Origin of the sequence: Kaistella soli, from assembly GCF_019038595.1 — a bacterium.
Lineage (GTDB): Bacteria > Bacteroidota > Bacteroidia > Flavobacteriales > Weeksellaceae > Kaistella > Kaistella soli.
Genome location: NZ_JAHOPF010000002.1, coordinates 341,560 through 365,232, shown reverse-complemented (window position 1 = coordinate 365,232; position 23,673 = coordinate 341,560). Strand labels below are relative to the sequence as shown.

The 23,673-nt window shown below is 38.9% G+C and carries 22 protein-coding genes; 14 read left to right on the top strand and 8 right to left on the bottom strand.

The annotated features are described in order from the left end of the window. The first annotated feature begins 90 nt into the window (after positions 1-90). From KSK37_RS04765 to KSK37_RS04750, 4 genes are all read left to right on the top strand, one after another. Positions 91-690: a DUF2911 domain-containing protein gene (locus KSK37_RS04765; protein WP_217199749.1), complete on the top strand. Its 600-nt coding sequence runs from the start codon at positions 91-93 to the stop codon at positions 688-690. A gap of 18 nt (positions 691-708) precedes the next feature. After that, complete coding sequence (locus tag KSK37_RS04760; protein ID WP_144264873.1) at positions 709-1,140, top strand: lipocalin family protein; 432 nt, start codon at positions 709-711, stop codon at positions 1,138-1,140. Positions 1,141-1,254: 114 nt separating this feature from the next. After that, positions 1,255-2,298, top strand: coding sequence for a bifunctional transcriptional activator/DNA repair enzyme AdaA (locus tag KSK37_RS14145; RefSeq protein WP_217199748.1), 1,044 nt, complete (start codon positions 1,255-1,257; stop codon positions 2,296-2,298). Positions 2,299-2,362: 64 nt separating this feature from the next. Further along, on the top strand, positions 2,363-2,893 hold the full coding sequence (locus KSK37_RS04750; RefSeq protein ID WP_217199747.1) for a GNAT family N-acetyltransferase: 531 nt from the start codon (positions 2,363-2,365) through the stop codon (positions 2,891-2,893). On the opposite strand, the gene KSK37_RS04745 is transcribed toward KSK37_RS04750, so the two are convergent. Then, positions 2,890-3,051, bottom strand: coding sequence for a hypothetical protein (locus KSK37_RS04745; RefSeq protein ID WP_217199746.1), 162 nt, complete (start codon positions 3,049-3,051; stop codon positions 2,890-2,892). The two genes, KSK37_RS04750 and KSK37_RS04745, sit on opposite strands and share 4 nt — an antisense overlap. A gap of 190 nt (positions 3,052-3,241) precedes the next feature. Here KSK37_RS04745 and amaB point away from each other — a divergent pair, with 190 nt between their 5' ends. The 3 genes from amaB to KSK37_RS04730 all read left to right on the top strand — a co-directional run bounded on the left by amaB (position 3,242) and on the right by KSK37_RS04730 (position 6,608). Then, on the top strand, positions 3,242-4,792 hold the full coding sequence (gene amaB, locus KSK37_RS04740) for an L-piperidine-6-carboxylate dehydrogenase (RefSeq protein ID WP_088360002.1): 1,551 nt from the start codon (positions 3,242-3,244) through the stop codon (positions 4,790-4,792). 103 nt (positions 4,793-4,895) lie between these two features. Beyond that, the gene (gene lat, locus KSK37_RS04735) at positions 4,896-6,230 is read left to right on the top strand and encodes an L-lysine 6-transaminase (protein ID WP_217199744.1); all 1,335 of its coding nucleotides are present in this window, start codon (positions 4,896-4,898) and stop codon (positions 6,228-6,230) included. A 126-nt stretch (positions 6,231-6,356) separates the two neighbouring features. Beyond that, on the top strand, positions 6,357-6,608 hold the full coding sequence (locus KSK37_RS04730) for a putative signal transducing protein (protein WP_217199741.1): 252 nt from the start codon (positions 6,357-6,359) through the stop codon (positions 6,606-6,608). 93 nt (positions 6,609-6,701) lie between these two features. Here KSK37_RS04730 and KSK37_RS04725 read toward each other — a convergent pair whose 3' ends face one another. After that, the gene (locus KSK37_RS04725; RefSeq protein WP_217199739.1) at positions 6,702-8,351 is read right to left on the bottom strand and encodes a helix-turn-helix domain-containing protein; all 1,650 of its coding nucleotides are present in this window, start codon (positions 8,349-8,351) and stop codon (positions 6,702-6,704) included. Positions 8,352-8,627: 276 nt separating this feature from the next. Between KSK37_RS04725 and KSK37_RS04720 the strand changes: the two genes are divergently transcribed. From KSK37_RS04720 to KSK37_RS04695, 6 genes are all read left to right on the top strand, one after another. Next, on the top strand, positions 8,628-8,858 hold the full coding sequence (locus KSK37_RS04720; RefSeq protein ID WP_217199737.1) for a hypothetical protein: 231 nt from the start codon (positions 8,628-8,630) through the stop codon (positions 8,856-8,858). A gap of 158 nt (positions 8,859-9,016) precedes the next feature. Further along, complete coding sequence (locus tag KSK37_RS04715; RefSeq protein ID WP_217199735.1) at positions 9,017-11,446, top strand: alpha-ketoacid dehydrogenase subunit alpha/beta; 2,430 nt, start codon at positions 9,017-9,019, stop codon at positions 11,444-11,446. Positions 11,447-11,530: 84 nt separating this feature from the next. Beyond that, on the top strand, positions 11,531-12,136 hold the full coding sequence (locus tag KSK37_RS04710) for a DUF305 domain-containing protein (RefSeq protein ID WP_217199733.1): 606 nt from the start codon (positions 11,531-11,533) through the stop codon (positions 12,134-12,136). A 98-nt stretch (positions 12,137-12,234) separates the two neighbouring features. Further along, on the top strand, positions 12,235-13,626 hold the full coding sequence (gene lpdA / locus KSK37_RS04705; protein ID WP_217199732.1) for a dihydrolipoyl dehydrogenase: 1,392 nt from the start codon (positions 12,235-12,237) through the stop codon (positions 13,624-13,626). Positions 13,627-13,712: 86 nt separating this feature from the next. Continuing rightward, entirely contained in the window at positions 13,713-15,656 is a 1,944-nt protein-coding gene (locus KSK37_RS04700) for a S9 family peptidase (protein WP_217199731.1), read from the top strand. Between the two features lie 71 nt (positions 15,657-15,727). After that, complete coding sequence (locus tag KSK37_RS04695) at positions 15,728-16,504, top strand: patatin-like phospholipase family protein (RefSeq protein WP_246566234.1); 777 nt, start codon at positions 15,728-15,730, stop codon at positions 16,502-16,504. Here the strand turns inward: KSK37_RS04695 and KSK37_RS04690 are convergent. The 6 genes from KSK37_RS04690 to KSK37_RS04665 form a co-directional block, all read right to left on the bottom strand. Beyond that, positions 16,501-16,854, bottom strand: a complete 354-nt coding sequence (locus KSK37_RS04690) for a diacylglycerol kinase (protein WP_217199729.1) — start codon at positions 16,852-16,854, stop codon at positions 16,501-16,503. The two genes, KSK37_RS04695 and KSK37_RS04690, sit on opposite strands and share 4 nt — an antisense overlap. Beyond that, on the bottom strand, positions 16,854-18,218 hold the full coding sequence (locus tag KSK37_RS04685) for a M20/M25/M40 family metallo-hydrolase (RefSeq protein WP_217199726.1): 1,365 nt from the start codon (positions 18,216-18,218) through the stop codon (positions 16,854-16,856). Before KSK37_RS04685 ends, KSK37_RS04690 begins: the two co-directional genes overlap by 1 nt. Positions 18,219-18,268: 50 nt before the next feature. Continuing rightward, positions 18,269-19,513, bottom strand: coding sequence for a DUF1015 domain-containing protein (locus KSK37_RS04680; RefSeq protein ID WP_217199724.1), 1,245 nt, complete (start codon positions 19,511-19,513; stop codon positions 18,269-18,271). 6 nt (positions 19,514-19,519) lie between these two features. Beyond that, positions 19,520-20,479, bottom strand: a complete 960-nt coding sequence (locus tag KSK37_RS04675; RefSeq protein WP_088359992.1) for a D-2-hydroxyacid dehydrogenase — start codon at positions 20,477-20,479, stop codon at positions 19,520-19,522. Positions 20,480-20,518: 39 nt separating this feature from the next. Then, positions 20,519-21,583, bottom strand: coding sequence for a 3-phosphoserine/phosphohydroxythreonine transaminase (gene serC / locus KSK37_RS04670; RefSeq protein ID WP_217199723.1), 1,065 nt, complete (start codon positions 21,581-21,583; stop codon positions 20,519-20,521). A gap of 99 nt (positions 21,584-21,682) precedes the next feature. After that, positions 21,683-22,033, bottom strand: coding sequence for a 4Fe-4S dicluster domain-containing protein (locus KSK37_RS04665; protein WP_088359990.1), 351 nt, complete (start codon positions 22,031-22,033; stop codon positions 21,683-21,685). A 267-nt stretch (positions 22,034-22,300) separates the two neighbouring features. Between KSK37_RS04665 and KSK37_RS04660 the strand changes: the two genes are divergently transcribed. Then, positions 22,301-23,518, top strand: coding sequence for a site-specific integrase (locus KSK37_RS04660; RefSeq protein ID WP_088359989.1), 1,218 nt, complete (start codon positions 22,301-22,303; stop codon positions 23,516-23,518). Positions 23,519-23,673 lie beyond the last annotated feature (155 nt).

Here is a 23,673-nt window from a genome sequence, read left to right as displayed (position 1 = left end):
TTGAACGCGCCTTAGGGCGCGTTCTCTGTATTAATAAAGCTGTTTTTCATTCATCAATTTTTTTTATCTTTAAAAAATTAAAATTGTAAAATGAAAAAACTATTATTTACTGCGCTTTTAGCGATTTCTGTTTCAGCTTATTCACAGTTCACGATTCCTGCCTCAAGTCCGCGCCAGAAAGTGGAACAGCAGTTCTCTATGTCCAAAATCACCGTTGATTACGGCAGACCGGGCGTAAAAGGAAGAAAAATTTTCGGCGAACTCGTTCCTTTTGGAAAAGTGTGGCGTGCGGGAGCAAATTCTTCTACAAAATTAACTTTCGAGCAGTCTGTCACTTTTGGCGGAAAAACAGTTCCGGCCGGAACTTACGGTTTGTTTGTGATCCCAACTGAAAAAGAATGGAAAATCATTTTGAATAAAGACGCTCAGCAATGGGGAGCCTATGAATACGATGAAAAATTAAATGTGACTGATATTGTGGTGCCGGTTCAGAAACTATCCGAAACACAGGAATGGTTCGCAATTGAACTGAATCCTGTGGATGACAGTTCATTAGATTTGGTAATGAAATGGGATGTCACAAAAGTAACCGTTCCTTTGAAAACCGCTAAACCGGACACCGTTACAAAAATTGTAGAAAAACTGAAGGAAATTAAGCAGATTGAAAAAGATGCGGCCGCGAAAAAATAATTAAGAAATAAAATAAATATGTCAAAATTTTTAAAATCAGGTCTGTTGCTTTTATTGATGTCTTTTTTGGTCATTTCATGTTCAAACCATGTTAAAACTTTAGAAAACGGTAAGAAAATTGACAGCCGTTTGGTTGGCGTTTGGTCAGGTTCCGAAAAAGATCAGCAGATTGAAGGTGTTGAAAAAAAATGGGATATGACCCGAAATGCTGACGGAACTTTCATCTTAGATTTTGTATTTACTCAAAACGGCCTAAGTCAAAAAACTCAGGAAACCGGAAACTGGTGGGTTGAAGGTAATAAATTTTATGAATTTCACGAAGAATCTGAACAGACGGATGTTTATACCTATTCCGTACTCAATAAAAATCAGGTGAAGTTCAAATCGCAGAGTATAAGCATAAGCATGAGCAATGACTCTTATGAATTTATTGATACCCGCAAAAAGTAAAACTGAATGTCTCAAAATTTTGAGACATTTTTTTATTGAGGAATTAAAAATACTTGTCAATTTTTCGGTTGCAAAGCTTTTTATCCAAACATAAATTTGCATTAAATTTACACAATGGAACTTTCAACCGAAATCATGTATCAGGCTTCACTCGACAAAAACCCCGATTTTGAAGGTGTTTTTTGGATGGGTGTAAAAACCACCGGAATTTTTTGCCGCCCTATCTGCCGCGCCAGAAAACCAAAACCGGAAAATGTGGAATTTTTCCAGTCGACAAAAGCTGCAATTCTTAAAGGTTACAGACCTTGTAAAGTTTGTAAACCTCTGGAAAACCCTGATGAAACTCCGGAATATATCCAGCAGATTCTGCATGAATTAAGGGAAAATCCGGCGCAGAAGTTTAAAGATTACGATCTGGTAAAACGCGGTATCGAACCGGCTACGATGAGAAGATGGTTTCAGAAAAATCACGGAATGACTTTTCAGGCCTTTCAGAGAATGTTCAGATTAAACACGGCTTTTAAAAAACTGCAGCAGGGTGAAAATATTATCGAAACTGCTTATGAAAGCGGTTTTGAAAGCTTAAGCGGGTTCAGCGAAAGTTTCAGAAATATATTTGGTGTGTCACCGAAAAATTCTAAGGAGCAGAAAATTATCGACCTTAAAAGAATTGAAACTCCGATCGGAACCATGTATGCAGCCGCCACTGAAGAAGGAATCTGCATGCTCGAATTTACAGACCGTAAAATGCTGGAAACAGAATTCAAAGATTTGGCAAAATCACTGAACGGGACCATTGTTTTAGGTGAAAATAGACATTTTAAAATTCTCGAACAAGAACTGAAATTATATTTTGACGGAAAACTCAAAGAATTTACCGTTTCTTTAAGTCCTGTAGGAACTGAATTTCAGAAAAGCGTCTGGAAAATACTGCAGAAAATCCCTTACGGCGAAACCTGGAATTACAGAAAGCAGTCGGAGGTTTTGGGTGATGCAAAAAAAGTCCGTGCGGTGGCCAATGCGAACGGAATGAATAAGATTTCCATTTTAATCCCATGTCACAGAGTAATCGGGAGCAACGGAACATTAACCGGTTATGGAGGAGGAATCTGGCGAAAACAGAAATTACTCGAACTTGAAAATGCGATCCTTTTTTAATTCTGAAACTCATTTTTAAGAATTCTGTATTTCATCAAAACTTATTTATCTTTAAAAAAATATCATGGATTTCTCTGTTCAAACCATTTTAGAAAACGAAAATTTTAAATTGATTCCCTTACAGGAAAACGATTTTGAAAGGCTATACGATGTTGCGTCCGATCCGAAAGTTTGGGAACAGCATCCAAATAAAGAGCGTTATAAAAGGGAAGTCTTCGAGAATTTTTTCAAAGGAGCTATCGAAAGCAAAGGCGCTTTTTTGGTGGTGAGTAAAGATTCCGGCGAAGTTTTAGGATGTACAAGATTTTATGATTTCGATGAAGAAAACAGTTCTATTCTGATAGGTTACACTTTTTACGGAAGAAATTCGTGGGGGAAAAATGTAAATCCTCAGATTAAAAAAGTGATGCTTGATTATATTTTCCAGTACGTAGAAACCGTTATTTTTCACGTCGGTAAAGATAATATCCGCTCGCAGATTGCGATGGAGAGACTTGGAGCGGAAAAAATGCGGGAAGAAGAAATCGCCTATTTTGGTGAATTGCCGAAGATAAATGTGGTTTACGAGATCAAAAAAGAAGACTGGATTAGTTAATTTCCTGAACAATCCTGAAACATTTCAGCCCCGAAATAAAAAATAAAAAGCCACGCAATTCCTTTAAGCGTAAAAAATATCAAACCGCCTACTCCTACGCGTTTGAACCACATTTTCATTTTCCCGTTTCTGTCGTTTTCCGGCTGTTTATTTTCCATTGCTATACTTTTGCCAAAATTACTTATTTATTTTTAATCTAAATTGAATATCAGATCAACACACTATTTCCCAATCAAGTGACATATCCATTAAAAAGCTTGTGATAACATGATTTATTTTAATTAATTCTAGAAGTTTTCCAGATTTGCCTAAAATTCATATCTTTAAACTCAACTCAAATTTAAATATATGTCTACAAAAACCGATGTTTTCGGAATTGAAAAAACACTTAGAAATTTAGGAATCTCAAAAGAAAATAAAGGAGTTTCATCTGGCGGTAATTACTTTGGTAACGGCGATTTGCTTGAAAGCTATTCCCCAACCGACGGCCAGTTGATCGCAAAAATACAGACAGCAAGTTCAGAAGATTACAATACCGTTATCGAAACGGCAAAATCAGCTTTTAAAGAATTCCGGATGATTCCGTCCCCGAAAAGGGGAGAACTGGTACGTCAGTTTGGGCAGAAACTCCGTGAATATAAAGATGATCTGGGGAAGCTGGTTTCCTATGAAATGGGAAAATCCTTGCAGGAAGGTCTGGGCGAAGTTCAGGAAATGATCGATATCTGTGATTTCGCAGTAGGACTTTCGCGGCAGCTTCACGGTTTTACGATGCATTCCGAAAGACCTGGCCACCGCATGTACGAGCAGTATCATCCGCTGGGAGTGGTAGGAATTATCTCTGCCTTCAATTTTCCGGTTGCAGTTTGGTCTTGGAATACTGCTTTATCGTGGATTTGCGGAAACGTAACCATCTGGAAGCCATCAGAAAAAACTCCGCTTTGCGGTATTGCCTGCCAGAATATCATTGCTCAGGTTTTAAAAGAAAATAACCTTCCGGAAGGAATTTCTACAATGATTGTAGGCGACCATAAAATTGGCGAGCAGCTGGTAAACGATAAAAATGTAGCGTTAGTTTCCTTTACCGGTTCTACAAGAGTCGGACGTATTGTTGGGAAAACCGTAGCGGAAAGATTCGGAAAATCAATTCTTGAGCTTGGCGGAAACAATTCGATTATCATCACTGAAAATGCAGATCTGGATATGTCCATTATCGGTGCAGTTTTCGGTGCCGTGGGAACTGCTGGCCAAAGATGTACTTCAACACGACGTTTAATTATTCATGAATCTGTTTATGACGAAGTGAAAAACCGTTTGGTAAAAGCTTATGGTCAATTAAAAATTGGAAATCCTTTGGACGAAAATAATCATGTAGGTCCTGTGATTGACAAAGATGCGGTAAAACAGTATTTGGATTCTATCGAGAAATGTAAAGCGGAAGGCGGGAAATTTGTGGTTGAAGGCGGTGTTCTTGACGGAGAAAAATATGGGTCAGGATGTTACGTAAAACCGTGCATTGCAGAAGTGGAAAATTCTTTCAAAATTGTTCAGCACGAAACTTTTGCCCCGATTCTTTATATCATGAAATATAAAAATCTTGAAGAGGCGATCGATATGCAGAATGATGTTCCGCAAGGACTGAGTTCAGCAATTATGACCCAAAATCTTCGCGAAGCAGAACTTTTCCTTTCACAGGCCGGTTCCGACTGTGGAATTGCCAATGTGAATATCGGTACTTCCGGTGCGGAAATCGGTGGTGCTTTCGGCGGCGAAAAAGAAACCGGGGGTGGTCGCGAATCAGGTTCAGACGCATGGAAATACTACATGAGGAGACAGACCAATACTATTAATTATACTGCAAGTCTGCCTCTGGCACAGGGAATTAAATTTGATTTGTAAAATGTTTTCCTGATGTAATTTCTAAAATTAAATAATCCTGTCGGACTTTAAAATTCGGACAGGATTTTATAAAACTTTAATCCTCAAATCTTAAACAAAATATATGAACGACGCAATTGCTTCTCACCCTCAGACTACAAATAAAGTAAAAGAAATCCTAGGCAGACACTTGCTTGCTGATGGTTTCGATTTCGTGATGGATATCGAAAAATCCCACGGAACCTGGATTCATGACCGAAATACCGGCAAAGAATTTCTCGATATGTTTTCCATGTTCGGCTCAGCATCGATCGGCTACAATCATCCTTATTTAATGGAAAGATCGGCATGGCTGGGAAAAATGGCGGTCAACAAACCAACTTTAGCTGACGTATATTCTCAGGAATTTGCTGACTTTATGGAGGTTTTTGAAAGAGTAGCCATTCCGAAAGAACTGCAGTATGCTTTTTTCATTGAGGGCGGAACAATGGGCGTCGAAAATGCAATGAAAGCCTGTTTTGACTGGAAAACCCGCAAAAATTTTGAAAAAGGTTTAGATCTGGAAGCAGGAATCTGTATTCATTTCCAACAGGCGTTTCACGGTAGAAGCGGTTATACTTTGAGTTTAACCAATACTTCAGATCCTCGAAAGTATCAGTATTTCCCAAAATTCGACTGGCCCAGAATCATCAATCCACACTTAAATTTCCCAATTACTGAAGAGAATTTAGAGGAAACCATTAAAAATGAACAGCTGGCTTTGCTTCATATCCAGGAAGCAATTCTTTCAAATCCAAATAAGGTGGCATGTATCATTATTGAACCTATCCAGGCTGAAGGTGGTGATAACCATTTCCGTGACGAGTTTTTGGTAGGATTGAGGAATATCTGCGACGAAAACGAAATTCTGTTAATTTTTGACGAAGTTCAAACAGGCATCGGAATTACCGGAAAAATGTGGGCTTTCGAGCATTTTACAGCCAAACCTGATATTATTTCCTTCGGAAAAAAAGCACAGGTTTGCGGGGTTTTAGCAAATAAAGAAAAATTTGATGAAATTCCTCAAAATGTGTTCAGAGAAAGTTCAAGAATTAATTCCACATTCGGAGGTAATTTTATTGATATGCTTCGTTTTCAGTTGGTTTTGGAAGTAATAGAAAAAGAAAACCTGGTTGAAAATGCAAGAATCGTAGGCGAATATCTTCTCGAAGGTCTTCAAAAATTACAGCAGCAATTTCCTGACAAGATTTCAAACGCCAGAGGAAGAGGATTAATGTGTGCGATCGATTTGCCGAGTGGAGCTGCCCGCGATAAAATGCGTGAGGTGCTGTACGATGACGGGTTAATTATTCTTGCGTGCGGAGACCAATCCATCCGTTTCCGTCCACATCTTAACGTTACAAAGGAAGAAATTCAAATCGCTCTGGATAAAATTGCCCGGGGTATCAGTCATATTTAACTGAAGTTTTGTGCGCCTGGATTTGAGAAATTTTAATGGTGATTAATATCTTGTAAATTTTATGAAAAGTTAACAGATATTTTCGGTAAATATTTAGTAATTTTAAAACTCAAAACCGAAATGAATATGGAAAGAGAAACAAGAGTGTCCGTTTTTGAAAGTGAAAACCCATCTGAAATTCAATTGATAAAGTCTAAACTGGATGCTCAGGATGTGACCAGTTTTTTAAACGACAAATACATGTCTTTTACGACAACCCCCACTGCAAACACGATAAGACTGATGGTGAATCTGCAGGATGAACAGAAAGCATTTGATATTATTGATGCTTATATAAAGGAAACAGATCTAGACTTTAATACTAACCTTAAAAATTAAATTCATAATTTAAATTTTACGTTTTACAGAAATCGGAGCCAATTAGGCTCCGATTTTTTATGTGATTAAAACAATAAATTAACAGTAAGATTTTTAAACAGAATCCGGTTTGTAATTATTTTTCATCATTTTAATAAATACGGAGGGTTTTAAATCAAATTTTCTGCGGAAATTATCTGAAAAGTTTTCAGTACTGGAGAACCCGGAGATACTGGCCAATTCTTTTACATCCATATTGATATATTTTACATCATTTTTGAGATGGTCAATAATATAATCCAACCGGAGATCATTTATATAGAGTGTGAAATTCTTTCCTTTATAGGAATTGATAATTTTGGAAAAGTAAGTAGAGTTGGTGCCGAGTTCCTCACTCAGCATTTTTTGGGAAATCTGCGGATCAAGAAATTTATTCTCGCTTTCAAAAATTTCAAGCTGCTTTAAGATGTTTTCAACAAAAATAGGGTTGAGTCCGGGGATTTTATTATAATAATCATAATCGAAAGTCTGTTTGTACTCCGTCTCAGCCGGATCGGTAATAAGGTTTTCCTGTGCCGGATGTATTTTGTTCTGTCTGGCAATAATCTCTTCAAACCTCTTTTTGTAATTCTGTTTTTCGCGATAAATGCGGAAACCGAAAATCAGAAACCCAAGTACGAGTAAGCTCGATACCGTTAGGAAAACAGTTCTTTGATTTTCCAGTGTATTTTCAATTCTGTTTTTTTCAGCGATCAGTTTTGTGGTGTCATATTCTTTTACAATCCTTTGATACAGATATTTGAAGTTTTTTTCATAAGACCGGTCAAGGAACATCAGTTTATTAATATATTCAAGCTGCTTCTGGGTATCGCCGATAGAATGGTAATATTTAATTAAAATCTCATAGGCAGACCGGAACTGGGGATCGAGTTTTTTAGTTTTATTGTAATGTTTATCAATTTCCTCCAGATATTTAATAGCTAAAGTCTTTTTGCCGATATTCCAGTAAGAAAGTCCAAGGTAGAAAACTTCTGTATTATGTTCCCACTGATCATTGTAAAGTCTGATGGCTTCAGATAATTTGGAGATTGCAGTTTGGTAATCTTTCGAATAATATGCGTTAGTGCCTTCAGACGAAATAAAGTATGGGACATATTGCGGTAGTTTATTTTCCTGAAGATAATCAAAAGCCTCTTTTAATAGTGCTTTATTCTCACTAAACTGCCCAAGTTTTGTATTTGAATCGATAAGACTCATTAAAGAGTAGACATAATACATCTGGTAGTTTTTTCCCAATGATGTCTGTTTCTGCAGATTGTCCTTAAAAAATTTCAGACATATAACCAACTCTTTCTTCGCATCTTCATATTGCCCGAGATATATTTTGTTTTGGGCGATGATGTAAATTGTTTTGTTGAAGATGTATTCATTCCCATATTCCTGTGAAAGTTTATTGGCAATCAAAATATCATCAAGGGCTTTTTGATAAAATTCCTCGGCCATATTGATGTTCCCACGGTTAAGATAGCCATCAAGCAGAATCTTTTTAACATTTGCCTTTTTGGCGATAACTAATGCACTGTCTGCATAATTTATGTTTGAAGGATAAGTGCTGCTCATGCTTGCATAACGGTAAGCATAGAACAGTGCTTCATTATTTTTCTCTTTTTTTGATTTTTTAATATATAAATTAATCAGCTCCCATGCTTTAGTATGATCATTACTGTAGTAATCTATCTTTTTTTCTATTTCTTCATTGCTCAAATTGGCAATTGCTGAGCTTTGGGCACGCAGATTTGTAAAAAAAAACAGGAAAAAGATAAAAAAAAGCGATGTTAAAAATTTCAACTGCATAAAGCCCTAATAAATTGGTTAATAAGGATATAAGATATTTTTCACCATTTATTTTACAATATTACTGCAATTTTTTTAAAAAAACAGCATAGATTTTACAATATGCTTGTGATTTTTTATAAACTAACGGTTGTTTTTTTTGCGGTGTATGGGTCAGCCGCGATACATTTGTAAAAAAATAAACATATGAAAAAATCAGCCTTTATCGCAGCAGCAGTTATTACTATATTAACAGTACAATCTTGCAGACAGTCAGACGATGTAATGTCACCGGAGGAAATGGCAACATTACAAAAAGTACAGGATTCTTCCAATAACCTGTCAGGTAAAAATGCAACTGACGCTTTAGAAATAGAACAGCCAACTGCTCCTATAAGTGAAGTTGACGGAGAAATCTTACCTCCACCAAAAAAGTAACCCCTTAAACTAAATATTTTTTTTCATCATTTGTGTTTGGTCCTTCCGCGGTATATTCGCGGAAGGGCCTTTTTATAGATACACCAAAATAACAGCTTTGTTGTTTGGTGTTATATTAAGTTTCCTTATTTTCGTATCTTTGTAAAATACCACTTGTTATGGAAGAAACCTATATAGAAACTCAAGAAATCTCATTTCAGGATTTTAAAAACAATGTTTTAGAAGATTATAAGCTTGGAAGAATTTCCCGTGAAATGTCCTATCTCGGAAGACGGGAAGTGCTGACAGGAAAGGCGAAGTTTGGGATTTTCGGTGACGGTAAAGAATTGCCCCAGCTTGCGATGGCAAAAGTTTTTAAAGATGGTGATTTCCGTTCCGGGTATTACCGGGACCAAACATTTGCAATGGTGATTGGTGCGGTAACCGTGGAAAGTTTTTTTGCACAATTGTATGCCGATACCAGCGTAGAGCGCGAACCTGCCTCAGCGGGCCGACAGATGAACGGGCATTATGCTACAAGAAGTCTGAATGAAGACGGAAGCTGGAAAAACTTAATCGCGCAGAAAAATATCTCTTCTGACATTTCACCTACTGCAGGACAGATGCCGAGGCTTTTAGGATTGGCTCAGGCATCTAAAATTTATAAAGATGTAAAATTTGAAGGCTCTGAAAAATTCTCCAACGGAGGTAATGAGGTCGCTTTCGGTACCATTGGTGATGCATCTACAGCTGAAGGTCATTTCTGGGAAACACTGAATGCAGCTTGTGCTCTTCAGGTTCCGATGATTGTTTCTATTTGGGATGACGGTTACGGGATTTCTGTTCCCACCCATAATCAGCGTGCAAAAGCGGATATTGCTGAAATGCTTTCAGGTTTCCAGAGAACGGAAGGTCAAAATCAGGGTTGCGAAATCATTCAGGTAAAAGCCTGGGATTATCCGTCACTTCTAGATGCTTATGCAAAAGCAGAACATTTTGCCAGAGTTGAAAGCGTTCCCGTCGTTGTACATGTTGTTGAAGTTACCCAGCCACAGGGACATTCCACGTCAGGTTCGCATGAAAGATATAAAAACCATGACCGTTTAGGTTTTGAAACTGATTTCGACGCATTAGAAAAATTTAAAGAGTGGATACTCAATTACTCAATCGAAATTGAAGGAAAAGATGAACTCCTTGCAACTGCAGAAGAATTGGAAGCGATCGAAGCAGAAGCAAAAAAGCGTGTTAAAGACGGACAGAAAGCTGCCTGGGATCATTATCAGAAAAGTATTCAGGATGTAAAAAGCAGTGTGCTGCCTTTAGTGGAAACTTTAAAAACGGTTCAGCCGGAAATCGCTCCGGAAATTGAAAAATTCAGTAAAATAATTTCTGTTTCCAAAAGAGATATTTTCCACTTGGTGAGAAAGTCTTTATTGCTGACTCGAGGAAAGGATTCTGCTGAAAGACAAAGTCTTCAGAGCAAATTTGACGAAATTTATGCGGTTGAAAAAGACAATTATTCTTCCCATTTATATTCTCAGTCTCAGTGGAAAGCTACTAATGTAAAAGAAGTACCGCCTGTTTTTTCTGACAGTTCAGAAACCGTGGACGGTAGAGTGGTTGTCCGTAATAATTTTGATAAAATTTTCAGCAAATATCCTGAAACTTTGGTTTTCGGTGAAGATACGGGAAATATTGGTGATGTAAACCAGGGCCTGGAAGGTCTTCAGGAAAAATACGGCGAATTAAGAATCGCAGATACCGGAATCCGTGAAGCCACTATTTTAGGACAGGGAATCGGAATGGCAATGCGCGGTTTAAGGCCGATCGCAGAAATCCAGTATCTCGATTATATCCTGTACTGTCTGCAGGGAATGAGCGACGATCTGGCAACGGTTCAGTACCGGACAAAAGGAGGGCAAAAAGCACCGGTAATCATCAGAACGCGCGGTCACAGACTGGAAGGTGTTTGGCACTCCGGATCTCCGATGGCAGGGATCATTAATCTTTCAAAAGGAATTTTGGTGCTGGTACCAAGAAATTTAACCAAAGCGGCAGGATTTTATAATACTATGCTTCAAAGTGACGAACCGGCAGTTATTGTCGAATGTCTGAACGGTTACCGTTTGAAAGAGAAGCAGCCGGATAATTTAGGAGAATTCACTGTTCCTGTAGGGAAAATTGAAGTGACGAAAGAGGGTGAAGATGTTACTCTGGTTACGTACGGATCTACATGGAGAATCGTCATGGAGGCGGCAGAAGAACTGGAAAAAATCGGAATTTCAGCGGAAGTGATAGATGTTCAGTCTTTAATCCCGTTCGACCTTAGTCATGATATTGTGAAAAGTGTGAAGAAAACCAACCGTTTGGTCGTTATTGACGAAGATGTGGAAGGCGGAACTTCAGCTTTCATTCTTCAGCAGATCCTTGAAAAACAGAAAGCATTCAGATATCTGGATTCCGATCCGCTGACGATTTCTGCAGAAAACCACAGACCGGCGTATGCAAGTGACGGCGATTATTTCAGCAAGCCAAGTGTTGACGATATGGTAGAGAAAGTATATGCAATGTTCAATGAGAGCAACCCAGCAAAATTTCCAAAGATTTAATCTTTAAATAATAACAAAAAAAGCAGACTCCGGTCTGCTTTTTTTATGCACAGTTTTTGCATCTGAAAGAGAAATTTCAGACTTATGAGAAAGTTATTATTTACAATATCGCTTGTATTATTAAGCATGGCCTGCAATAAAAAGGAAAATAAAACATCCGAATCACATCCAATGCAGACACAGAACAAAAATGAAATGACCGCTCTGATGACTGGAATGATGGATGAAATGCACAGTGATAAACCCTCAGGAAACAACGATGCAGATTTCGCTAAAATGATGATCGAACACCACAAAGGTGCTGTGGAAATGTCCGAACTGCTTCTGAAAAAAGGAAAAAATGAGGAATTGAAATCTTTTGCCCGGAAAGTGATTACTGCACAAAATCAGGAGATTAAATTGATGGAAAAATTCGCGGAGGATAAAGAAGTTTCAGCGGACAGCAAAAATTTTCAAAAGGAACTCAACCAATCAATGTCAGTGATGATGAATAAGGAAATCAAAATTTATGACGATATCGATAAGGATTACGCTCAACAGATGATTCCCCATCACCAGAGTGCCGTAGATATGGCCAAAGTTTATCTTAAATATGGAAAACAGAAAGAGCTGTTAAATTTATGCCGGGAAATCGTAACGAGTCAAACTGCTGAAATTGCCCAGCTTCAACTTTGGCTTAAAAACAGTTGACACCAGATTGGCCGCTCTTATCAAACCTCTTTCTAAATAAGAATGGGATAATAAAATCATGAGAAATTTTCCGTAAATTCGCATAAATTTATTAATTCATGAACTACGATATTATTGTCATCGGCAGTGGTCCCGGTGGATATGTGACGGCCATCAGAGCTGCACAGTTAGGTTTCAAAACCGCCATCATTGAAAAGGAAAATTTAGGCGGAATATGCCTGAACTGGGGATGTATCCCAACCAAAGCTTTGCTGAAGTCGGCTCACGTTTTCAATTACCTGAAACATGCGGATCAGTATGGTTTGAACGCCGTGGAGAATCCCGGTTTCGATTTCTCTAAAGTAATTCAGAGAAGTAGAGGAGTTGCTACCAAAATGAGCGGAGGAATTTCTTTTCTGATGAAGAAAAATAAGATCGATGTGATCATGGGAACTGCAAAAGTTCAAAAAGGAAAAAAAGTAAGCGTTACCGATAAAGAAGGTAAAGCCACAGAATATTCAGCAGAACATATTATCATTGCAACAGGAGCGAGATCCAGAGAATTGCCAAATATACCGCAGGATGGTGTAAAAGTAATCGGATACCGACAGGCACTTGCGCTTCCTGAGCAGCCAAAATCAATGATTATCGTTGGTTCAGGAGCTATCGGTGTTGAGTTCGCTGATTTCTACAATACGATGGGAACGAAAGTTACCGTTGTTGAATTCATGCCGAACATTGTTCCGGTAGAGGATGAAGAAGTTTCAAAACATGTTGAAAAATCTCTGAAAAAATCAGGAATTGAAATCATGACCAATGCTTCCGTAGAATCTGTGGATACCAGCGGAAACGGCGTAAAAGCCAACGTGAAAACCGCCACCGGAAATATTACTCTGGAAGCCGATATCTTATTGTCTGCAGTTGGAATTGCCGCCAATATTGAAGGACAGGGCTTTGAGGAAGTTGGAATTCAGACCGACAAAGGAAGAGTTTTGGTGAACGAGTGGTATGAGACTTCAGTTCCGGGATATTACGCAATCGGGGATATCCTTCCGACTCAGGCCTTGGCTCACGTGGCTTCTGCAGAGGGAATTACCTGTGTGGAAAAAATTAAAGGCATGCATGTTGAAAAAATCGACTATGGCAATATTCCAGGCTGTACTTACTGTCACCCGGAAATCGCGTCTGTCGGTTTAACTGAAAAACAGGCAAAAGAAAAAGGATACGAAATTAAAGTTGGGAAATTCCCGTTCTCAGCTTCAGGAAAAGCTACTGCTAACGGTGATACCGACGGATTCATCAAAGTGATTTTCGATGCGAAATATGGAGAGTGGCTGGGATGTCACATGGTAGGAGACGGTGTAACTGATATGATTGCGGAAGCAGTGGTTGCAAGAAAACTGGAAACTACAGGACACGAAGTTTTAAAATCAATCCACCCGCACCCAACCATTTCGGAGGCGGTAATGGAAGCAGTTGCTGCAGCGTATGGCGAGGTGATTCACATCTGATCAAATTGATATTTAAATAATTAACCGCAGAATTTCTGCGGTTTTTTTTGTGCAGAGAAATTCATATCTTAACAAAAAATTAATCTATGAATTGTAAGTACATCTTCCCGGTACTGTTGTTTTCGGGAACCGTGGTGTTTTCTCAAAGTAAAAATGACAATGTTCTGCCCAATGAAAATTTAATCGCAGAAAATATTCCTGTCATTCCAAAAAGTCTGAATGAAAAAATCAAGAAATATTCAGAAAGCAGAGGTGCAAATTTTACCTCCATTCATCCCAACGGAAAGGAAGTGATTATGGTAACGCGGTTCGGATCAACCAACCAGCTTCACAAACTGTCTCAGGCAATGGGAAACAGAAAGCAAATCACCTTTTTTGATGAGCCTGTAAATTCTGCCGATTATGAACCTGTAAAAGGTGAATATCTCGTATATTCTAAAGATATTGGCGGAAATGAATTCGGTCAGCTTTTTAAACTTGATTTAAAAACGATGGAATCTAAACTGCTCACTGACGGAGGAAGATCTCAGAACGGCGGAATGGTGTGGAAAAAAGACGGCAGCGGCTTCTATTTTTCTTCCACGAAAAGAAACGGAGGTGACCGTGATATCTATTATATGAATCCTTTAAAACCTGATGAAACCAAACTTGTTCTTGAGGTAAAAGGCGGCGGCTGGGGAATTAATGACATTTCCAGTGACGGTAAAAGATTAATCATCGGTGAATATGTGTCTGCAAACGAGTCTTATCTCTACCTTTTCAATACGGATACGGGAAAACTCGAACCTATTACTGACAGAAGTGAAAAGCAGATTGTTCAGGGCAGCGCAAAATTTGGCAAAAATCCTGATGAGATTTGGTACGTAACCGACCGAGACAATGAGTTTGACCGTCTGGCAACATTCAATCTGAAAACGAAGAAAATCAGCTATTATACCAGCGATATTCCGTGGGAAGTTTCCGGTTATACTTTATCGAAAGATAAAACTAAAATTGTTTTTGAAACCAATGAGAGCGGCGTGAACAAAATGTATCTGATGGATACCGCGGCTAAAAAATACAGCGAAATTAAGGGTCTGCCGATTGGTTTAATTAATAATTTCGACTTTACGGATGATGGAAAATCCCTTTTCTTTTCACAGTCCACATTTGATTCTTCCGCGGATATTTACCGTTTGGATCTGGCTTCCAAAAATATTGAAAGATGGACGGAGAGCGAACAGGGCGAAATGCAGAAAACCGATATGTCCCAACCCAAACTCATCGAATGGAAAAGTTTTGACGATATGAAGATCACTGGTTTTTATTATCCTGCATCTAAGAAATTTACAGGAAAAAGACCGGTACTGATTAATATTCACGGTGGTCCCGAAGGGCAGTCCATGGCGTCATCTCTAGGCTCAGGAAATTACTATACCAATGAAATGGGTGTAGCCCTTATTTATCCGAATGTCCGCGGTTCTTCAGGTTTCGGTAAAACCTATATTGCGAGCGACAATGGATTTAACCGGATGAATTCTGTAAAAGATATCGGCGCTTTACTCGACTGGATTGCAAAACAACCAGAACTCGACAAAGACCGGATTATGATTATGGGAGGAAGTTACGGCGGATTTATGACTTTGGCTACCGCATACGAATATGCTGATAAGATCAGATGTTCCGTAGATATTGTTGGAATTTCAGACTTTAATACCTTCCTCAAAAATACGGAAGAATACAGAAGAGATCTAAGAAGAGTAGAATACGGAGACGAACGCGATCCCAAAATGAGTGAATTTTTCACAAAAATTGCACCTCTAAATAATACTGACAAAATTAAAAAACCAATGTTCATCATTCAGGGGACCAATGACCCAAGGGTTCCGGTTACAGAGGCTACCCAAATGAGAGATAAACTGAAAGCACAGGGCAATACCGTTTGGTATCTTGAGGCGAAAAACGAAGGCCACGGTTTCCGTAAGAAAGAAAATATCGATTTTCAGAGGCTTGCTGTGATCCGTTTTATGCAGGAATTCCTTCTGAAATAAAAAACCGGATAATTTATATTTTTAAACCACGTCTTTTTGGACGTGGTTTTATTATTTTTGAGGAAATTTTGATGATGGAAAAATACAGTCTTGGTTTGGTGCTTTCGGGAGGCGGAACAAAAGGAGTTGCGCATGCGGGAGTGCTGAAATTTCTTAAGGAAAAGAACATCCGTCCGGAAATACTTTCTTGCTGCAGCGCAGGTTCAATTGTCGGAAGTCTGCACGCAGTCGGAAAAACGCCCGAGGAAATCCTGGATTTTTTTAAATCGGTGTATTTTTTCCATTGGAAGCACTTTGCTATCAACAAACCGGGCTTGGTGTCTTCCATGATTTTTTCTAATTATCTGAATCCGGTTTTCAGGGAAATGACTATCGGTGATCTGGATTTAAAAGTAAAAATCATCGCTACCGAACTGGTTTCCGGTGACCAGAAAATTTTTAAAAATACCGATAAAATTGTGGATGCCGTGATCGCTTCATGCTCTATCCCCGGTATTACAACGCCTTATATAGTGGGAAATGAAATGTTCAGCGATGGCGGTGTTCTGAATAATTTTCCGGCAGATATCATTCATCAGGAGTGTGAAAAACTCATCGGCGTATACGTTTCTCTTCCTCAGGATGTGGAAGTCTCTGATCTTAATTCTATTAAAGCCGTTACATCCCGGGCTTACGAACTCCTTTCTCACCGGACGGAAATTCATAAATTTTCCTATTGTGACTGGCTGATCAGTTCCAAGAAACTCTCTCAATACGGCACTTTCGAACGGAAAGCAAACCGGCTGGAAGAAATTTTCGAAATCGGTTATCAGGCAGCTAAAGATTCTTATGAAAATGTTATGATTTAGAACAGGTATTTCCAGTACACCAAAATCCCTACAAACACAGCGGCCATTGCCATTAAAACCACAGAACCCGCAGCAATGTCTTTGATGATTTTTATCCTCTCATCATATTCTGGATTAATAATGTCACAAATTTTTTCGACGCAGGTATTTACAATTTCCAAACTTAATACCGAAAAACAAACGGTTAATATCAGCGCGGTGTCAGTCGCACCGAGTTTCAGATAAACAATAAGAAACAGATTGACGAGCAGTGCTAATACTTCCAGCTGGAAATTCCTTTCAGATTTCAACATCCAGATCAATCCATTTACGGAATTCAGGACGCTTTTATGAAATGGTGGTTTTCTCATTACCAGTTTTTATCGATCATGTAAATAAGCTGTCCCATTACAACAGCGCCTAACAGCAGTTCGCGGCGGTTTACTTTATCGAAAGTGTCTTCCTCAGAATGGTGAATTTCGAAATAGCGCTGGGAATCGGGAACGAGTTCTCCTAAAGGCACTCCCAGTTTTTCCATGGGTTCGATATCGGTTCCGGCATACTGCAGCTCAAAATTATGAACGCCATACGGAAGAAAAAGATTTCTCCAGGACTGTACTTCTTTGCGTTTCCCGGCATCCATCAGCAGCGCAATTCCTCTTGGCGTGAAGCCGCCGCCGTCACTTTCTATACCGAAGATATGTTTTTCATTATTTTTACGGATGTTATCAGCGTAAGTATTTCCGCCCCTCACGCCGTTTTCTTCATTGGCAAAACATACGACGCGGATGGTGTGGTTATTTTTAATGCCGAGTTTTCTGAAAGTTCTCAGGACTTCAATGCTCTGAACAATTCCTGCTCCGTCGTCATGCGCACCTTCACCAACGTCCCACGAATCAAGATGACCACCCACTACAATTACACTCTGATCTTTAATTCCGGTAATTTCTCCAATTACTGAATGCGAGAGTTTTTCTCCTTTCATGCCGCAGTTCGAATTGAGCCGCGCGAAAATTTTCTCAGTTTTTAAAACTTTTTCCAGTTCATCAGCACTTTTCGGTCCAATGGCAACAGCAGGAATTTTGGTATTGTCATCCTGGTCATAACGCATCATTCCGGTATGGGGTACATCATCAAAAGCAGAAGAAAGCGACCGGATGATCACCGCTTTCGCTCCTTTTTTGCCCGCCCATGAAGCTGCAGAACGGCGGTAGATTCCGGCGTCACCGTATGCCTGACCTGTAGAAATGAATTTCTGGTTAAAAGCGTAATTGAAGAACACAATTTTTCCTTTAACAGCACTTTCAGGAAGCAGATCGAACTCTGCTTTGTTTTTTACAAAAATGATTTCAGCTTCTACGTTTTTCCCTTTTGTCCCTTCCGAGTTTCCTAAAGAAAGCATTTTAAGCGCTTTCCAGTTTCCTTTTCCGGTTTTGATATGAAGAGATTCTTTTCCCCGCTCCCATACCGGAACCATTACTTCCTCTTTCCAGACTTTATCAGCGCCGGCTTCCTTTAATTTCTGAACAGCCCAGTCCGTAGATTTTTCATAAGCTGCGGAACCGCTTAACCGGTGACCGATGTTCTGCGTTAAATCCCTTAAGTTTTCATAGGCTGCACCATTGGTTAACATTTCATCAGAAATGTTTTTGAACTGCAGAGAATCGCGGCCGGTTTGGGAAAATAAAATTCCGCCCAGAAAGAGCGGAAGTATTTTAATGAGAATCTGTTTCATGAATTGTTTAATTGATTCCCAAATTTAAACAAATTAATTTAAAAAAATAGTTATTGTTTCATATCGTACATTACTAAAGCCGTTACTAATTTAGGTTCGATATAGGTGCATTTTGGCGGCATCTTTATGTTTTTGTTAGATACTTTCAGCAAGTCATTAAAACTTACCGGATAAATACCGAAACCGACCTTATACTTCCCGGAATCCACGCTTTCCTTAATGGCTTTGATACCTTCAATATTTGAACTTCCCTTGATATAAGTAATTTTATCGGTGGTTTTGGGATCTTCAATTCCTAAAATGTCCTTAATGATAAACTCTTCCAGAAGGAAATGATCCAGATCGTTCATTTCGCTCTGCTGTTTTCTCAGATCGTGTTTTACGTGCAGGGAATAGAATTTTCCGCCCAGATACATTGATATATGGAACTTCTGCGAAGGATAATATGGTGTTTCCCCTTTATCATGAACGAGGAAGTTTTCTTCAATTTTCTTTAAAAACTCCGCTTCGGAAAGTCCGTTCAGATCTTCCAGAAGTCTGTTGTAATCGTTGATTTTGATGGACTGATTCGAAACAAGGAAACTGAATACGTAGTTGTAATGCTCGGTTCCGTTATGTTTTTTATTTTTGTTCCGAAGATTCTGTGCATTTAAAGCGGTGGACCCAATTCTGTGGTGACCGTCCGCAATGTAAAACGAATCAATCTGTTCCAGAACTTCTTTGAACTGCATCATTTTTAGGCGGTTATCAATCCGCCATACTTTATGCCGCGTGCCGTTATCATCAAGATAATTCAGAACAGGAACATTCTTTTCTTCATGATTCATCAGCAGTTCCACTTTCGGATTCGCCATATAGGTCAGCAGCACCGGTTCAGCCTGGATATTCACTTTCTCCAGATAATAAGCGAGCTTTTCTTTCTTGTGAGTAAGCGTTGATTCATGTTTTTTAATCTTCCCGTTCCGGAAATCATCCACACTTACCAAGCCCAGTAATCCACGGAATACTGATTTATTGGGTAAAATCTGCTCGTACAGGTAATAGGAAGAACTGTCCTGAGTGAGTTTCTTATCATCAAGCAATTCTTCAAAATTAGTCCGTATTTTCCGCAGATTCCGGTCGATATCTTTAGATTTACTTACGACGTAAGGTTTTATCATCTGAATATATGATGACTCTAACTGAGCTTTCCTGTTGATTTCTTCCTGTGAGAAGTTATCTAAAGGATGCGTAGGGAATATATCAACATAATCTTCACTCGGTCTTATTCCCCGGAATGGTCTGAATATAGGCATAATATATTATAGTTTCTTTTTAATATCAATGATTTGCAATGCAAGTTCAGTTCCGATTTTTTCCTGTGCGTCAAGAGTATTTCCTCCGAGATGCGGTGAAAGGGAAAGGTTGGGATTCATCAGAAGCGGAAGTTCGGGATTGGGCTCGTTTTCGAAAACATCCAGCGCCGCGCCGGCAACTTTTCCGGATTCGATATAATGGAGCAGGGTGACTTCATTGATGACGCCGCCTCTTGCGGTATTTACGATGAAAACACCGTCTTTCATTTTTTCGAACTGTGGCGTATCGATAATATATTCGTTGGTTTTCGGAGTGTTGATGCTGATAAAATCAGTGTTTTTCAGGAATTCATCAAAATCGTTGCCAGAGCTGATTTCAAAATTCACGCTCTGTCCGTCGAAGAAATCTAAAAACAGGGTTTCTGTTCTTGGTTTTCGGGTAAGAACCTTGATCTTCATTCCTAAAGAAATTCCCATTTTTACCACTTCCTGACCAATTCCGCCAAAACCGATTACTCCCAGGGTTTTTCCTTCGAGTTCCACCGCTTTGGAGAATGATTTTTTCATGGCTTTAAAATGCGTGTCTCCTTCCAGAGGCATAAGCCTGTTTGATTCGTGTAGAAATCTCGCCAAGGAGAAAAAGTGGGCAAAAACCATTTCTGCAACCGATCTTGAGGATGCGTTAGGCGTATTGATGACGTAAATTCCCTTATCAATAGCGTATTCAACATCGATATTATCCATTCCAACGCCTCCTCTGCCTATGATCTTAATGCCGGGACATGCATCAATTACATCCTGTCCAACCTTTGTTGCACTTCTTACCAGCAGTACATCCACCTGATTTTCATTAATGAAATTCACCAAATGTTCCTGAGAAACTTTTGCTTCCAGAAATTCTATTCCTGCTTCCAATAAAGCATTTTTACCCGATTCTGAAATTCCGTCGTTTGCTAAAACCTTCATAATTTATTCAATCAATTCAATAATAATATCCTGAAAACTTTAGTTTAAATTTTTCATCACCTCCACTAATACCTGCACGCTTTCGATAGGCAGTGCGTTGTAGAGGCTTGCGCGGTAACCGCCCAAACTTCTGTGACCGTTCAAACCGCTTATTCCTGCTGCTTTCCATGCATTGTCGAATTCTTCTTTCTTGGATTCGTCGAGTAATCTGAAAGAGACATTCATCAGTGAACGGTCTTCGTCCACACAATAAGTTTCAAACAGCGGATTGCGGTCGATTTCTCCGTAAAGTAACCGAGCTTTGGCTTCGTTGCGTAGTTCAGCACCGGCAATTCCACCGTTGTTTTCCAGATGCTGCAAGGTTAAAAGCGAGGCATATACGGGGAAAACAGGAGGGGTGTTGTACATGGATTCTTTGTCGATATGGCTCTGATAATTCAGGATGGAAGGGATATCTCTTCCTGTTTTGCCTAAAATATCTTTTTTTACCACTACCAGAGTTACTCCGGCAGGACCCATATTTTTCTGTGCCCCTGCATAAATCAAATCAAACTGGGAAAAATCCAGCTGTCTTGAAAAAATATCTGAACTCATGTCACACACCATCAGCGTGTCCACTTTCGGGAAAGATTTCATCTGAGTTCCGTAAATCGTGTTATTGGAAGTGCAGTGGAAATAATCGTATTGATTTCCGACGGTATAATCTTTTGGAACAAAAGAGTAGTTTTCCTCTTTCGACGAGCCTACAACATCTACAGTTCCGAACTTTTTTGCTTCTTTAATCGCTCCTGCTGCCCAAACTCCGGTGTCAAGATACGCTGCTTTTCCGGTCTCAGCTTTCATCAGATTAAAGGGAACCATCACAAACTGCAGACTTGCGCCGCCGCCCAAATACAGCACTTCGTAATCGTCACCCAAATTCATCAGACGTTTTACGATTGCCCTTGCTTCGTCCATTACGGCAACAAAATCTTTACTGCGGTGCGAAATTTCGAGGAGTGAAAGACCTATACCGTTGAAATCTAAAATGGCTTCAGCCGATTTCTGGAAAACTTCCTGAGGTAAGATGCACGGTCCTGCGCTGAAATTGTGTTTTTTGCTCATCTTTTTTCATTTTTACGGTGGCCGCAAGCCGCGGATTCACCGTATTTGACATTGGATTAATAATATATAAAAAACGCCCACAAAGAGTGAGCGGAATTCTTATTCTCCGTGTAAAAAAGCTTTTTTCTGAAGTAAGCTCTCCTCCGATTCTACATGATCGTCATCCGGAATACAGCAGTCTACCGGGCAAACGGCAGCACATTGCGGTTCCTCATGGAAGCCTTTACATTCAGTACATTTGTCGGCGACAATGAAATAAACATCATCACTTACAGGTTCCTGCGGATCATCTGCATCAACGGATAATCCCGACTTCATGACAACCCGTCCTTTGAGGGCAGTTCCATCCGATGCTTTCCAGTCTACAGCGCCTTCATATATGGCAGTATTAGGACATTCGGGTTCACAAGCACCACAATTTATACATTCATCTGTTATTCTGATAGCCATTGCTACTTTATTTTTTAAATTTGCACAAAGATAAAGAATTTTCTCTGTATTGTCCAGCTTTTCGCTCAATTAGTGATGGATAGGACATTTATTTTTTTCAATCATTCAATTAAAAGTAATTGAAAGCATCCAAATTAAGAGTTTGTTGTACCACTTGTTGTACTTTTGAAGGGTACAGAGTATGACAAAAATCATCCCATTTTTCCTAAATGTGGCGAAAAATTAAAACCAATTTTTCCGGAACACTAACTTTTAATTTTTAATACGATGGCAACTTTAAAATTCATCTTAAAAACGCAGCGCGAAGACAAAGCAGGACATTCACCACTTTACATCAGAGTAATCCAGAATAGAAAAACAAAATTTATTTCAACGGGAATCAAACTGAAAGCAAGTCAATGGGATCAGGACGCTCAGAAAGTAAGGAAGAATTATCCAAACTCTACCAGAATGAACGTTATTCTTGCTCAGAAAATAGCAGATGCTGGGATGATGGTGCTGGAGGAGGAGAAAAAGACTAAGAATCTTACTGCAAATGAAATAAAAAAAGCTTTAAAGGGAGAGGACGGCTTAAAATTCTTTCCATATAAGGACAAAGTCTTTGGCAGGTTGGAGAATACACTTTCTGTAAATACGATGTATAATTATAAGCAGTTGCTGAAGAAGTTTTCAGAATTTGCAGATAACCAGGAACTGCTCATGAAAGAAGTTGACGTGGCATTAATCAAAGATTACATGAATTATCTGGTATCAGAACGGAAGAACTCAGGAATTTCAGTCAAAACCTGTATGATACCATTGGCGATGATCTATAATTCTGCGATAGCAGATGGCCTTGTAGACAAAAATCTATATCCCTTTGACAAAATAAAAATTAAGATAAAAGAACACAAACGAAAGTTTTTAAACGTAGAACAGTTTGAAAAATTCAAAAATTACGATGGGCAGCACGGAAGGAGAGGACGGGTATTTAAGGATATGTTTGTGTTTGCTGTTTCGGCGGGAGGATTACGCTTTTCTGATATAGCCTGTCTTCGATGGGAAGAAATCAACTTAACAGAAGGTATCATTGAACGGAAAATCAATAAAACAGGGAGAACGCACAGGTTGAAAATTGGCACCACTGCTATTGAGATTCTTAAAAAATATTGGAACGAAAGCAATAATAAATTATCATTTGTTTTTCCGGCGGTTTCCGTTGCGAAATTTGATAGAGCTTCACCTGAAGACAGGAGGAAGTTAATCGCCAACGCTAATGTTCTGTGTAATATTCATCTGCGTACAATCGGGAAGAATTTAGAGTTTCCTTTCAATCTTCATTTCCATCTGAGCCGACATACATTCGCAACTTTCGCTTTAAATAATGGGATGCGGATAGAATATGTAAGTAAGCTAATGGATCACACAAAAATTTCTACGACACAGATTTACGCAAAAGTAATGAATGATGAACTGGATAAGGCTGTAGATGAATTCGTCATTTAAAAATTTCCTTCTGAAATTTATTTTATATGATTATCAGGGGTTTAGGTAAAGAGATCGCTTCGTAATTTGAAGTGATTTTTTTTATATGCAACCAATTTATTATTTTAGCTAATTGATGAAATTCTGGTTTAAATGTAGTGTGTTAGCAATTATAT